The following is a 13,660-nucleotide window of genomic DNA, read 5'->3' as shown; positions in this document are numbered from 1 at the left end:
TTCAACGAATCTTGCGGATCAGTCACTTTCCAAACGCCCACAAAAAAGGCCGTTCTGCATGAAAACGGCCTATCCGAAGTAGCTAAAGACCGGCGAAAAACACTTAAGTTCCAGCTAAAAAACAGTAACTTATAGAAATGTGCTCAAGTCGTGTTACTCGTCGGATTTCGATTGTCAGGACCATGACACGGCCTCAGGATCGCGCCGTCATCCCCTTGAGGTTCCTCTATGAAGTTCTCCTCGATTCTCTTGTTGTCCCTTGGCCTGGTCAGTGGCTTCGCTTCTGCTGGCGGCACCACCGAAGCAGGTGTGGGCGGCGCATTGGGCGGGGTTCTGGGCTCGGTCGTCGGTCAGTCATTGGGCGGCAGTACAGGTTCCACCATTGGCGCGGCCCTGGGCGGCGCGGGTGGTAGCGCAGTTGGCGCAGACAAACACAGTCGTGGCGAAGCCGCCATTGGTGGTGCGTTGGGCGCAGCAGGCGGTAACGTGGTCGGCCGCAGCATGGGCGGCACCACCGGCAGCCTGATCGGCTCCGCAGCAGGCGGCGGCGTCGGTGGCGCGCTGGGTAATCACATGGGCAACAGTAGCAATGACGATGATGATGATCGTCGTTCTTATCGTGGCGACCGTGGTGATCGTGGCTACTACCGTGACGACCATCCGGGGCGCGGTCATGCCTATGGCCACCGCAAGCATCACCATCGCTATCGCGACTGAGGCTTGAATCGCCTCGTTTGCCGATGCATCAAAAAATCGCAGCCCAAGGGCTGCGATTTTTTTCGCCCGTCAAACCACCAACCGCTGAAGCGCCCCGCGCAACCCGGCAGGAATCGCCACTGGCTGATTCGATGTCCGATCCACAAACACATGCACAAAGCGCCCTGCCGCGCAGGCTTCGTCCTCCCCGGCCTTGAACACCGCCAGCTCGTACTGCACCGAACTGTTGCCCAATTTGCCCACCCGCAAACCGATTTCTATCCGGTCAGGGAAGGCAATGGAAGCGAAGTAATCGCAGGCCGAACTCACCACAAAGCCCACTACTTCGCCGTCATGGATATCCAGACCGCCGACTTCGATCAGGTAGGTGTTCACTGCCGTGTCGAAGAAGCTGTAGTAGGTGACGTTGTTGACGTGACCATAGGCGTCGTTATCGTGCCAGCGAGTGGTGATGGGCTGGAAGTGGGGATAGTCGGTGCGTTGAGTCATCAATGCGGTCCTTTCATGATCGTTCCCACGCTCTGCGTGGGAATGCAGCCCGTGACGCTCTGCGTCACACTCAGGAGCGGACGCAGAGCGTCCATGGAGGCGTTCCCACGCAGAGCGTTGGGAACGATCAGCAGAAGTGAAGTCTACCGATCCGCAAACCCTTTACCCACCGCCGCCAACTCCCCGATCAACCGCGCCGGGTTCCACTGATCACCCTGCTTCGTCTCAAGCGCCAGCAACCGCTGGTGAATATCCGCCAGCCCTTGTTGATCCGCCCAGGCCATCGGCCCGCCCTTGTCCGCCGGGAAGCCGTAACCATTGAGGTACACCAGATCGATGTCGTGCGCCGATTCGGCAATCCCTTCCTGAAGGATCTTCGCCCCTTCATTGACCAGTGCCAGCAAGCAGCGCTCCAGAATCTCCTCGGGGCTTATCTCGCGTCGCTGGAACCCTAGTTCTTCGCTGACCTTCAGCACCAGCGCATCGACTTCAACGTCGTGCTCAGCCTGGCGACTGCCCGGCTCATAGTGGTAATAGCCATTGCCACTCTTTTGACCGAAACGACCCAATTCGCACAGACGATTGTCCACCTGAACTTCGGGCGCATCTTGCCCAATGCCGGCCAACTGCCGAGCGCGCCACTCCAGATCGATGCCGACCACGTCGTACATGCGGAACGGCCCCATGGCAAAGCCAAAACCTTGCAGCACCGCATCGACTTGATAGGGATAAGCGCCTTCGAGCAACATCTTGCGCGCTTCGAGCACATACGGATGCAGCATGCGGTTGCCGATGAAACCATGGCAGTTGCCCGACACCACGCTGACCTTGCCCATGCGCTTGCCCAGTGCCAGAGCCGCCTCAAGCACCACCGGAAAAGTCTGGGCACCGCGAACGATTTCCAGCAGTTTCATGATGTGCGCCGGGCTGAAGAAGTGCAGGCCCAGGACCTGTTGCGGACGGCGAGTAGCCGCAGCGATGGCATCGATATCCAGCGCCGAGGTATTGCTGGCCAGAATGGCTTCAGGTTTGAGCAGACCGTCCAGTTCACGGAAGATTTTCTGCTTGAGTTCGAGGTTTTCGTACACCGCTTCGATCACCAGATCGACCTCGCGGACCGCCGCGTAGTCAGCAGCCGCCGTTACCCGTGCCAGGCGAGCGTCCGCCTCGGCCTGATCGATCCGCCCCTGACGCACACTGTGGGCGTAGGTGTCCGCCACGCTAGCCAGCGCCTGTTCAAGCATCTGTGGATTGTTATCGACCCACTGCACCGGGACGCCGGCGTTGGCCAGGCACATGACAATGCCACGGCCCATGGTGCCGGCGCCAATGACGGCGGCGCGCTGAATAGTGAACGGTGTCTGGCTCATGGTTATTCTCTTGTTGGCGATCCAAAGACAGCCTTCACCATAGTCAGCCACCGCGGGTTTTTGAAATTTATTCCTGTGATGAGCGACATTCAGGGGATGGATGACCGCCCACTTGATCGTTCCCACGCTCCGCATGGGAATGCAGCCCGGGACGCTCCGCGTCCCCTTCTAAAGCCGAACGCAGAGCGTCCGTTGAGGCATTCCCGCGCAGAGCGTGGGAATGATCTAGCGTGGCAAATGCGCCTCGGCCCACGTCCGGACTTCGGCATACGGATAGTCCTCCAGCGCCGCAAACCCGGGAATCGACCGTGCCTTGAGCTTGGTGAACAGCGGCACACCGATGCCGCATAAAAACCGTGTCACGCGTTCCGCCGATGGAGTGTTGCCGGTGTACTGCGCGTGCCTGTGGATAAAGTCCCCGCACAACGCCTCGAAATTTTTATCCACAAGCGCCGGTAATTCCGGTGGCGTCGGCAACCGCGCCACATCCCCGTGGCACACCGAACAATGCCCGCACTGCTGCGGCGCATTTTCATCGCCGAAGTACTCGGCCAGGCGATAACCCAGGCAATGGTCCGTGGCGAACAGATCCAGCATGGCGTGAATCCGCGCGATCTCGGTTTGTTCATGGCGGGTGAAGTAGGCGTGCAACTCTTCGCTCAAGGCTTGGGCATCAAAGTCGGTTTGCAGCAGGCTGTAGACCTCGGTCATCTGCTTGCTTTCGAGCTCGACCCAGCCCTTTTCCTGGAAATAATCCAGCGCCTTGACCACACGATTACGCTCGGCCTGATGCTGCTCATACAGCGCATCGAAATTCACCGTGGCCCAGGTCCGTGCGCGGTTTGAGGTCTGGATGATCGCCGCGACGAAGTCCTTGCGCTCACCCTCGAAGCGGGCCAGCAACGCCTCGGGTTCCTGCAAGTATTTGAAGCGGTATTCAGCGTAATAGGCGTAACGCGGCGCAATGATTGCACGCAGTTCCAACTGCACCAGCAAGGTCTTGAGCGGCAATTGGCGGATGTTGCTGTGGTCCGCCAACGGCCCCAACAGAAACTCCCACTGCCCCTCGGGCGCGGCGGCCTGCAACTCGTCGAGCACATGGCGGATGCCATCCAGCTCAGGCGTGTCGCCGTAGACGAAGTTTTCCAGCACGTTGAGGCTGTCGCGGTTGGCCAATACCAGGCAATCGGACGGCTGCCCGTCACGCCCGGCGCGGCCGATTTCCTGGCTGTAGTTTTCGATGGATTTGGGCAGGTCGAAATGCACCACGTTGCGGATATCGCTCTTGTCGATGCCCATGCCGAACGCGATGGTCGCGACGATGCAATTGGACTGCCCGCCCATGAAACGGCGCTGGATTGCTTCGCGCTGTTCGTGGGGCAAACCGGCGTGATACGCCTCGGCCTGAATGCCGTTGCGTGTCAAATGTTCAGCAATGTGCTCGGCGGTTTTCTGCAAGGTGACGTAAACGATGCTCGGCTGGTCGGGACGTTCGCTCATCCATTCGACCAGGCGTCGGCGTTTGTCCTGACCGCGCACCGGTTCCACTAACAGATTGAGGTTCGGCCGATAGAAACCGGTGGTTACTACGTCTTCGGGGGCAATGGTGAACTTGGCCTCCATGTCGGCGATCACTTTGGGTGTCGCGGTGGCGGTCAGCAGCAGCGCTTGAGGGATGTTGAACTGGCGCTGATAGTCGGGAAGCTTGAGGTAATCGGGGCGGAAGTTGTGGCCCCATTCCGAGATGCAGTGCGCCTCATCCACCACCAGCAACGAGATGGGCACTTGCTGCAAGAAATTGCGGAAACGCTCGTTCTTCAGGCGCTCCACGGAGATCATCAAAATCTTCAATTCGCCGGACTTGGCCCGAGCCATCACATCGCTGGCGTCATCGCGGCTCTGGGCCGAATCGATACTGCCCGCCGCAATGCCGTGGCGCTGCAGGAACGCCAGTTGATCCTGCATCAACGCCAGCAGCGGCGAGACCACCAGCGTCAGGTGCGGCAGCAGCAAGGCGGATAATTGATAACACAGGGACTTGCCCGAGCCGGTGGGGAAAATCGCCGCCGCCGAACGCCCGGCCAACACCGCGCTGACCGCCGCTTCCTGGCCGGGTCGAAACTGTGGATAACCGAAAACCTGTTCCAGGGTGTTGTGCATAAGCTGTCACTCCGTTGACCGCTGCGAAGCCCAAAGCCTAGCCGGCAAACGCAGCGAGTCGAGAAAAGGTCGGGGACCAAAACGATACGGGATGATACAGCTTCGAACGATCGTCAGCAGACGATGAGGCTACGGCTTGGCACGCGAGGGCAGAAGGGCTCGCCGAGGCCACACGTAGCCATTGCATACCTAATTCCTGTTAAGCGTTGGGCGGACATTTGGAAACGTCCTACTGATTCTGGCGCGCACCATACAGAGGTTTGATGGGTTGGGCCTGACAACCCCGTAGGAAATCTGCCGTGTAAGGGTTTGGGCGTAAAAAACCTTGGGAAACACGTAGGTTCGGTCCGAAAAGGCAGGAAAAACCCCTACAAAACCTGTCCATCGAAGCCGTATTGCCGCGCTGCGTCGCCACCTTCATAGTTTGCGGCGCGGCTGAAATCAGGGTGTCGGCCTGCCGGCGAGATTGCCCGAATTCCTATAGGACTGACCTCAATGCAAGACCGCTATCGTCCCCTCAAAACCAGCTACAGCGAAACGCCCGTCCTCGTCATCGACACCACGGCCAGCACTGGCGCCGTCCTCGACGCCGCACACCAACGTCTGCGCGCAGCCAGCGATTTGCTCGAAACGCTTTATTGTCTGTGCTTCAAACAGGCCGATGTTAAAGACATTCCTCATATCGTGAATGCGCTTTATCTATTAACGCAGGATGGCTGCGAACTACTGGAAGTTGCCAAACAAAGGATAGGACATTAAAACCCCAAACATATACTACAACCCCGGTAACAACTAACCACTTCATTATCCAACTCACTAAAACTAGTCTGCAGGCTCTTAAACCAAGCAAGAGCACAACAATGACTACATTAACTATTTTCTTTTGCGGTACCGGCTCGACCAAATTCGACAACCAAAACCCGACTTACTGGAATGGCGAACTGGTTTCGGCACTCGCCTCCCATCATGCTGGCCGAGAGTTTGCCGAATGGATCGTGGTCGACGGTCCCGGCACCAGCAACCTGCAAGCTGATGAACTGTTCACTCAATCCAAGGACTATGGCCTGAGCGGCACGCTGTTCGGCAGCGGCTGGGAGGAGAACGTCAAGCACGCCATCAACATCATCAAAGGCCAGTGTGACTGGCAACGTGAAAAACTGACCGAGACCGAATACAACCGCCTGAAGGCTGCGGGCATTCCAATCGAAGACGTGATCGTCGAAGGTTCCTGGCTGTGGCGTAAATACAACTACGGCGACCGCAGCGTGACCCAGCAGAAGTTGCAAGAACAAATCATTAAAACGTTTCGCAAGGACGGCGTTATTCCAACCAAGGTCAACTTGGTTGGCTGGAGCCGCGGCGGTATTAGTTGCCATATGCTGGCCAATGCCATGTTCAAGGACAGCGAACTGAAGAACATCCCGGTCAATATCTTTGCGATTGATCCGGTACCGGGCATCGGTAACTTTCAGGAAGACAAAGTAAAACTGAATGCCAACGTAAAAGAATACGTCGGCTTCTACGCCCGAGACGAGCGCTCCAAAGGCTTCAGCTGCGTCATCCCGCAAACGGCCACCGGCACCCGAACCCACATTTACCCGATGCCCGGCCGCCATGGCACGCTGGTTGGCAACGCCGCAGCAGACGGTGTCAGCGGCCCTAAAGTGCTGGCCGAACCCGGCCTGATCGTCCGCCACTTTGCCGAAGTGTGCCTGAAGCGCTGGGGCGTGCCGCTGAACAAAACCCTCAACCTGAGCGCGGCCGACCTGCAGAACCACCACAACACCATGGCCAGCGCCGCCGCGAAATACAAAGCGATGGAAAAGTGCTCGTACACCTACTTCACCGAGCTGGACCAGGGCGAGCGCTACGTTTCGCTGGGCAGTAATGGGGTCAGGTTCTCGGCAGTGAAAGGCACGATCTATGCGCCGGCGACCGGGCTGAGCACTGACCTTCTGGATGTGGCTTCGTATCAGCATATTCGTTGAGGTGATGGGCGCGGGAGGGTGGAAAGTGCGAGAACATTCGTCGCGAAAATTCCTATAGAAAGGGCCTAGCCGAGGTTCGGCCCGATCCTACAAGCGGGGACTCTTTATCGTCTATCGCTGCCCGGCTGCTGACACCTATAGTCGGGCTGTCGCTGCCAAATCAGCGACTCGGGCTTGGTCACCTGAATAGAGATCTCATTCCGCTTCCGTTGTATGCTGCGGCACCTCAAGTGCCTGCACGCTATATGGTGGCTGTGTTCGGGACGCCTTCGGGCGTACCGGCAAAGTGAGTTCTCACCGGTTTGACCAACCCGAACACAGTCCGCCTCCCATCGCTTGGTCACGATGGTGGTGGTTTCTCCTGATGCACTTGAGAATTCTCACTATGAATAAATTGAACCCATTCCCCGATCGCTACCGCCCCCTCCAAACCAACCTCACCGATTCCCCACCCCTGATCATCGACACAGAAGCCAACCCGCAAGACATCCTCGAAGCCGCCCTCCAGCGAATCCGCGCTTCAAGCGACCTTCTTAAAACCCTACATTGCCAATGCTTCAAAAACGGTGACGTGGAAGACATCCCGCACATCACCCACGCCGTCTACCTGTTGACCCAGGACGGCTGCGACCTGCTGAAAGTCGCGCAACAACGCATGATGGGCTGGAAAGCACCCACCTGACGCAGAGCCAGGATCGTTCCCACGCTCGGCGTGGGAATGCCTCAAGGGACGCTCCGCGTTCCAGCTCTCGAAAGGGACGCGGAGCGTCCCGGGCTACATTCCCACGCCGAGCGTGGGAACGATCAAAACCCGGGGATAACCTTGAGCAAGTTTTTTGATGAGCTGATGGAAAGCGTGCAACAAATGAACGAGATCGTACGAGGTGAGCGCCAGCCTTCCCGCGAATTCCATGTTCGCAGCTCTGATCGACATCCAACGCATCGCAAAATCAGGCTTAATCCGTCTCACGAAATGGCCCTGAACAGAAGACGCCCCATGAACCTCGCCCCCAACTTCCCCGACGACCACGCCATGCACCTGCTCATGCAGTTGCTGCACGAAGAACTCGGTCTGCCCGAACGCAAAACCATCAGCCTCGACACCTCGATCAACTTTGATCTGGGCTGCGATGGCGCGGACGCTCGGCATCTGATGGAAGCATTGGAAGAACAATTCGCCATCGACTTCATCGACTACGACGCTTATCGGTATTTCCAGCCCGAAGGCTTTGACGTATTCCTCAAGCGCCGGGCCAAGGGGCGCGGCGATAAGGCCCCGCTGACCATTGGAATGATTTACCAAGCGATCAAGTTACAACGGTGGGATACGCAGAAATTGGAAGGCATCGAGCCTAACGCATAAGTGCCATTATTCTGGTCGTTTAACGACAATTCAGATGGAATATTGGTAGTTGTGCGTTTGACGGTTAAACCGAGCACCCACAAAAAAGCCGCCCCGAAGGGCGGCTTTTTCATTCGCTAAATCCAAGCCTTACAGCTTAGGCCCAGCAGCCTTGATCGCGTCGCTCACTTCAAACTTCTTGAAGTTCTCAACAAACAACCCAGCCAGTGCTTTAGCCGCTTCATCGTAAGCAGCCTTGTCAGCCCAGGTGTTACGTGGGTTCAACAGGCCAGTCTCAACGCCCGGTACGGCCAACGGCACGTCGAGGTTGATGGTGTCGAGGTGTTCGGTTTCAACACCGATCAACGCGCCGCTCTGGATCGCTGCGATCACGCCGCGAGTGGTCGGGATGTTGAAGCGTTTGCCGACGCCGTAGCCGCCGCCGGTCCAGCCGGTGTTGACCAGGTAGACCTTGGAGCCGAAGCCGCGGATGCGTTTGATCAGCAGTTCTGCGTATTCGCCAGCCGGACGCGGGAAGAACGGTGCGCCGAAGCAGGTGGAGAAGGTCGATTTGATACCGCTGCCGGAACCCATTTCGGTCGAGCCCACCAGTGCGGTGTAGCCGGACAGGAAGTGGTAGGCCGCTTGTTCTTCGCTGAGGATCGACACTGGCGGCAGTACGCCGGTCAGGTCGCAGGTCAGGAAGATCACAGCGTTTGGCTCGCCACCGAGGTTTTTCTCGGAGCGCTTGGCAACGTGCTCCAGCGGGTAGGCGGCGCGGCTGTTCTGGGTCAGGCTGACATCAGCGTAGTCGGCATGCTTGGCGTCGTCGATAACGACGTTTTCCAGGACTGCGCCGTGCTTGATGGCTTTCCAGATGACCGGCTCGTTCTTCTCGGACAGGTCGATGCACTTGGCGTAGCAGCCGCCTTCGATGTTGAAGACAACGCCTTCACCCCAGCCGTGCTCGTCGTCACCGATCAGGTAACGGCTTTCATCGGCCGACAGGGTGGTCTTGCCGGTGCCGGACAGACCGAAGAACAGGGTCACGTCGCCCGCTTCGCCGATGTTGGCGGCGCAGTGCATTGGCAGTACGTCGGCAGCCGGCAGCAGGTAGTTCTGCACCGAGAACATGGCTTTCTTCATTTCACCGGCGTAACGCATGCCGGCGATCAGCACTTTCTTCTGAGCGAAGTTGAGGATCACGCAACCGTCGGAGTTGGTGCCGTCACGCTCTGGCACGCACTCGAAGTTGGCAACGTTGAGCACTTGCCACTCATCACGGCCAGCCGGGTTGTACTTTTGCGGGTTGATGAACAGGCAACGGCCAAACAGGTTCTGCCAGGCAGTCTGGGTGGTCATCTTCACGGCCAGGTAGTGGTCTTCGGACGCACCTACATGCACGTGGGAAACGAAGTGCTCTTGCGCATTGTTGAACGCTTCAACACGGTCCCACAGGGCATCGAACTTGTCGGCCGGGAACTTGCGGTTGATCGGGCCCCAGGCGATGGAAGCCGAAGTGGACGGCTCGTCAACGATGAAACGATCGACTGGCGAGCGGCCGGTGCGGTGACCGGTGCGAACAACCAGCGCGCCGGTATCGGCAAGCTCGCCCTCACCGCGACTCAGAGCTTCTTTTACCAGATCATCAACACTCAGATCGGTGTACACGGCGTTATTGGCTTGCGTCATGAGATTCCCCGTCGGCCAGTGGCCGAGTGTGCTCCAAACGTTTTGTAGTAGAAAGTCGTGCACTACTACCGCGACAAAAAGTGGGCCGGATTATGCCAGAAAAGCCCAAAAATAGTAGGGCCCTCCCGTCAGAACGGCGTTATTCCGGCACAAACCAGTGAATTTACCTGCGCTGAACCGTTTTAGTGACGGGTATCTGACGGCGTATCAACACCCGCCCCGGCGAATAATTGAGCGATATCGGCAGCGTCGAACAGGTAGCGCTCGTTGCAAAACTGGCAATCAATCTCAATGTTGCCGCCATGTTCGATCACGAGCGACTGGGCATCTTCCAGACCCAAACTGACAAGCGCATTGGCAGAACGTTCGCGCGAGCAGCTGCAACGGAAGCGCAGTTTCTGCACATCGAACAGACGAACCTGCTCTTCGTGGTAGAGACGATGGAGGATGGTTTCGTTGTCCAGGCTCAGCAATTCATCAGCGGTCAGGGTGCTGCCCAACGCGGTGATGTGCTGCCAGCTGGCGGCGCGTTCTTCTTCGTCTTTCAAGCGATCAGCAGGCAGTTGCTGCAGCAACAGGCCACGGGCGCGACGACCATCGGCGTACAACCAGAAACGCGTACCGACTTGTTGCGACATCACGAAGTAATTAGTGAAGCACTCCGACAGGGTTTCGCCATCGAGGTCGACGATGCCCTGGTAACGCTGGCCCTGGGTCGGGTCGACGGTCAGCGCCAATACGCCGTTGGGCATCAGGTCGGCGAGGGTCGCGTCGGGGGCGATCTGGTCGGCTTCGTATCGGGCCAGGCCACGGATTTCGCGCTCGCTGGAGCACTCGATCATCAGCAGCGGGATCGGGCCTTCGGAACGGGCCTGGAGAATCAGCAAGCCATCGAACTTCAAGGTGCCGACCAACAACGACGCCGCCGCCATCAGCTCGCCAAGCAGTTGTGCAACCGGCTCCGGGTACGGGTGTTTAGCGAGGACTTCGGCGTAGCTACGCTCCAACGCAACCAGCTCGCCGCGGGTGTCGCTGTCATCGAAGATGAAGCGTTGGGTGTAGTCGGTATCCGGTAAATCGGTCATAGGTCTGGGTATCTGAAGTAATGACAAAAATGATTTCAAACAGCGAGAAATTGCGCCTCTGCGGCACCATTCGGGTGCGCGATGTTCAGCCGTGAGGGGCATTTTATGAACAATCCGGGTTTGTTCCAAGCAAGGTGGAACGCATGCCGGGCGCTTATGCAGTTTCTTGCCTCTGGTGCTGCTGGCTTTCTGGTTATGGCCTACGGCTCAGAAGCTGTGGGTGGTTTTCGACGAGTGGCACTTTCACCCATCCAACGCGCTGCTGGCGAATGACCCGATATGGCTACATGTTTGGCCAATTGCAAGTCTGTGGCCTTTCGATGTGGTGGTTGGGGCTGCTTTTTATCCGCATGTTATTCGCCAAATTCGCTGGCCAGGCGAGTGCTGCGCACTCGTTCGCGAGCAAGCCCGCTCCCACAAGGACTGCGCAGTACCTGTGGGAGCGGGCTGGCTCCGGGCGGCGATCCGACGAAGGCTGCTTCACAGGCAACACAGAAGCTAACTGATTTACTCGTCGTTACTGCTTCCACGAAACTTGAACAAATCCCGTCGCTGTTTCTTGCTCGGTTTGCCATCAGTGCTCACGCCCAGCGCACCGGCCTTACGCATGGCCGCAGCCGCCTCGCGCTTGGCGATGCTGGCGTCGGTTTCGGCGTAGAGCGCCTGCGCCTCTGGTGCGCCACGGCGTACGATCGACAGCGCCTGAACCACCACCGTGCGCTCCTCGAACCCTGTACGAATCTGAAACTCGTCGCCGATCCTCGGTTCCTTGCCCGGTTTGCAGCGCTCGCCCCGGCAATGCACCTTGCCGCTTTCAATCGCCGCCTTGGCCAAGGCACGTGTTTTATAAAAACGCGCGGCCCACAACCATTTATCGAGACGGACTTTGTCGTCCTCTTCGCTTTTTTGTGCCATGGAATTTCCTCATTCTGAAATATTGCTGAACTGTACTACCGTTTCTGTCGTGCCATGAATTACGCCGGCTCGGATTACAATGCACACGTTCCAGCGCCTCCCTTGAGGGCTGGAAATCCGGGCCGTAGATATCTGTCGCCTTTTACCCATTATTCTGCGTGAATACCGCGAATTCGGCCGCGTGCGGCCTGAGCGGTTTCTACCGGTTGAGCACCTTTGAAGACATTTGACCATTTGACCGTTGTCGGTCTGCGCGAGTGGGTGGCGCTCCCGGATTTGGGAGTCGCGGGCCTGCGCGCAAAAATCGACACCGGCGCCAGCACCTCCAGCCTGCATGCCACCGATATCGAACCGTTCGAGCGCGACGGGGAACAGTGGGTGCGCTTTACTGCTCACTTGGGCACGGTGGTGCAACTGCGTCACCGGCGCTGCGAAGCACTCCTGGTGACGATGAAAACCATCAAAAGCTCCAACGGCCACGCGCAGATGCGTTACGTGGTCAGCACCACCCTGGCCCTCGGTGATCGGGTCTGGCGGGTCGAATTCACCCTCGCCTGCCGCAAGTCCATGCGTTATCGCCTGTTACTCGGTTCCAAAGCCTTGATCGACGGCCAATTGGTGGTCAATCCGGGCATTAAGTACGTACAAGACAAGCCGGTGTTCCCGGTATCTACCTCCTCCACAGGTGTTGCATGAAGATCGCTGTGCTGTCGCGGAACCCGCGTCTGTATTCCACTCGTCGTCTGGTCGAAGCCGGTACCGAGCGTGGCCATGAAATGGTGGTGATCGACACCCTGCGCGCCTACATGAACATCGCCAGCCACAAGCCGCAGATCCACTACCGCGGCAAGCCGCTGGAGGGTTTCGATGCGGTGATCCCGCGGATCGGCGCGTCGGTGACGTTTTATGGCTGCGCGGTGTTGCGTCAGTTCGAAATGATGGGCGTTTTTCCACTCAATGAATCGGTGGCCATCGCCCGTTCGCGGGACAAACTGCGGTCCCTGCAATTGCTGTCACGCCGAGGGATCGGTTTGCCGGTCACCGGGTTTGCCCACTCCCCGGATGACATTCCCGACTTGATCGAGATGGTCAACGGTGCGCCACTGGTGATCAAGGTGCTGGAAGGCACCCAGGGCATCGGCGTGGTGCTGTGTGAAACGGCGACGGCGGCGGAGTCGGTGATCGAGGCGTTCATGGGCCTGAAGCAGAACATCATGGTTCAGGAGTACATCAAGGAGGCCGGCGGGGCGGACATTCGCTGCTTCGTGGTGGGCGACAAGGTGATCGCGGCAATGAAACGCCAGGCCAAGCCTGGGGAGTTTCGCTCCAACCTGCATCGCGGCGGCAGTGCCAGCCTGATCAAGATCACACCGGAAGAACGAATGACGGCGTTGCGCGCGGCAAAGGTCATGGGGCTGGCGGTGGCGGGTGTGGATATCCTGCGCTCCAATCACGGGCCGTTGGTGATGGAAGTGAACTCGTCGCCTGGGCTTGAAGGGATTGAAACCACCACCAGTAAGAACGTGGCGGGGATCATCATTGAGCATCTTGAGAAGAATGGTGGGCCGAATATGACGCGCACCAAAGGGAAGGGTTAAACCCTGAAATTTATGGCGGCCGGGAGGCCGCCTTCGCGAGCAAGCCCGCTCCCACAGGGTTATTGGTTGGCCGCAAAAGTCTGGTCAACACATAACCACTGTGGGAGCGGGCTTGCCCGCGAAGGGGCCATCAGCAACACCGAAGATACCGGCGTTTAGACGGCATCCCGCGGCAACATCAACCCAAGCGGCAACCGCACCCGCGCTTCCAGCCCGCCACCGGACCGATTGCGCAGCTCAACATTCCCGCCATGCATCGAAGCAATCCGCTTCACGATCGCCAAGCCCAACCCGGTCCCCTTCC

The 13,660-nt window shown here is 58.3% G+C and carries 14 protein-coding genes; 7 read left to right on the top strand and 7 right to left on the bottom strand.

Annotated elements, in window-relative coordinates; translation table 11 throughout:
• Positions 1 to 228 precede the first annotated feature (228 nt).
• Complete coding sequence (locus KGB03_RS27365) at positions 229 to 717, top strand: glycine zipper domain-containing protein (protein ID WP_111449465.1); 489 nt, start codon at positions 229 to 231, stop codon at positions 715 to 717.
• Positions 718 to 786: 69 nt separating this feature from the next.
• Here KGB03_RS27365 and KGB03_RS27360 read toward each other — a convergent pair whose 3' ends face one another.
• The 3 genes from KGB03_RS27360 to KGB03_RS27350 all read right to left on the bottom strand — a co-directional run bounded on the left by KGB03_RS27360 (position 787) and on the right by KGB03_RS27350 (position 4,736).
• Complete coding sequence (locus KGB03_RS27360) at positions 787 to 1,206, bottom strand: acyl-CoA thioesterase (RefSeq protein WP_223530302.1); 420 nt, start codon at positions 1,204 to 1,206, stop codon at positions 787 to 789.
• Positions 1,207 to 1,349: 143 nt separating this feature from the next.
• Complete coding sequence (locus tag KGB03_RS27355; RefSeq protein ID WP_223530300.1) at positions 1,350 to 2,576, bottom strand: 3-hydroxyacyl-CoA dehydrogenase; 1,227 nt, start codon at positions 2,574 to 2,576, stop codon at positions 1,350 to 1,352.
• A 225-nt stretch (positions 2,577 to 2,801) separates the two neighbouring features.
• Positions 2,802 to 4,736, bottom strand: coding sequence for an ATP-dependent DNA helicase RecQ (locus KGB03_RS27350; protein WP_223530297.1), 1,935 nt, complete (start codon positions 4,734 to 4,736; stop codon positions 2,802 to 2,804).
• A gap of 495 nt (positions 4,737 to 5,231) precedes the next feature.
• Here KGB03_RS27350 and KGB03_RS27345 point away from each other — a divergent pair, with 495 nt between their 5' ends.
• From KGB03_RS27345 to KGB03_RS27330, 4 genes are all read left to right on the top strand, one after another.
• Positions 5,232 to 5,495 (top strand): hypothetical protein, encoded by a 264-nt coding sequence (locus KGB03_RS27345; protein ID WP_074872576.1) that lies wholly within the window; start codon positions 5,232 to 5,234, stop codon positions 5,493 to 5,495.
• 101 nt (positions 5,496 to 5,596) lie between these two features.
• Positions 5,597 to 6,724, top strand: a complete 1,128-nt coding sequence (locus KGB03_RS27340; RefSeq protein ID WP_223530295.1) for a hypothetical protein — start codon at positions 5,597 to 5,599, stop codon at positions 6,722 to 6,724.
• Positions 6,725 to 7,109: 385 nt separating this feature from the next.
• Positions 7,110 to 7,406 (top strand): type I-C CRISPR-associated protein Cas8c/Csd1, encoded by a 297-nt coding sequence (locus KGB03_RS27335; RefSeq protein ID WP_223530293.1) that lies wholly within the window; start codon positions 7,110 to 7,112, stop codon positions 7,404 to 7,406.
• A gap of 315 nt (positions 7,407 to 7,721) precedes the next feature.
• Positions 7,722 to 8,087, top strand: coding sequence for a DUF1493 family protein (locus KGB03_RS27330; protein ID WP_218536813.1), 366 nt, complete (start codon positions 7,722 to 7,724; stop codon positions 8,085 to 8,087).
• 129 nt (positions 8,088 to 8,216) lie between these two features.
• Here KGB03_RS27330 and KGB03_RS27325 read toward each other — a convergent pair whose 3' ends face one another.
• The 3 genes from KGB03_RS27325 to KGB03_RS27310 all read right to left on the bottom strand — a co-directional run bounded on the left by KGB03_RS27325 (position 8,217) and on the right by KGB03_RS27310 (position 11,758).
• The gene (locus KGB03_RS27325) at positions 8,217 to 9,758 is read right to left on the bottom strand and encodes a phosphoenolpyruvate carboxykinase (RefSeq protein ID WP_111449477.1); all 1,542 of its coding nucleotides are present in this window, start codon (positions 9,756 to 9,758) and stop codon (positions 8,217 to 8,219) included.
• Positions 9,759 to 9,940: 182 nt separating this feature from the next.
• On the bottom strand, positions 9,941 to 10,843 hold the full coding sequence (gene hslO / locus KGB03_RS27320; protein WP_008149293.1) for an Hsp33 family molecular chaperone HslO: 903 nt from the start codon (positions 10,841 to 10,843) through the stop codon (positions 9,941 to 9,943).
• Between the two features lie 507 nt (positions 10,844 to 11,350).
• A complete protein-coding gene (locus KGB03_RS27310; RefSeq protein WP_008149291.1) occupies positions 11,351 to 11,758 on the bottom strand; it encodes an RNA-binding S4 domain-containing protein in 408 nt (135 codons plus the stop codon).
• A 234-nt stretch (positions 11,759 to 11,992) separates the two neighbouring features.
• Here KGB03_RS27310 and KGB03_RS27305 point away from each other — a divergent pair, with 234 nt between their 5' ends.
• Positions 11,993 to 12,454 (top strand): ATP-dependent zinc protease, encoded by a 462-nt coding sequence (locus KGB03_RS27305; protein ID WP_191623570.1) that lies wholly within the window; start codon positions 11,993 to 11,995, stop codon positions 12,452 to 12,454.
• A complete protein-coding gene (gene rimK, locus KGB03_RS27300; protein ID WP_008149287.1) occupies positions 12,451 to 13,356 on the top strand; it encodes a 30S ribosomal protein S6--L-glutamate ligase in 906 nt (301 codons plus the stop codon). Before KGB03_RS27305 ends, rimK begins: the two co-directional genes overlap by 4 nt.
• 155 nt (positions 13,357 to 13,511) lie before the next feature.
• Here rimK and KGB03_RS27295 read toward each other — a convergent pair.
• Positions 13,512 to 13,660, bottom strand: a 149-nt coding sequence (locus KGB03_RS27295; RefSeq protein WP_263293698.1) for an ATP-binding protein, incomplete at its 5' end; no start/stop codon positions are given.

The sequence above is a fragment of the Pseudomonas sp. BF-B-26 genome (assembly GCF_019956495.1).
Classification (GTDB): domain Bacteria; phylum Pseudomonadota; class Gammaproteobacteria; order Pseudomonadales; family Pseudomonadaceae; genus Aquipseudomonas.
Note: the sequence above shows the minus strand (reverse complement) of the source record. Positions and strands in the feature narration are given on the sequence as shown.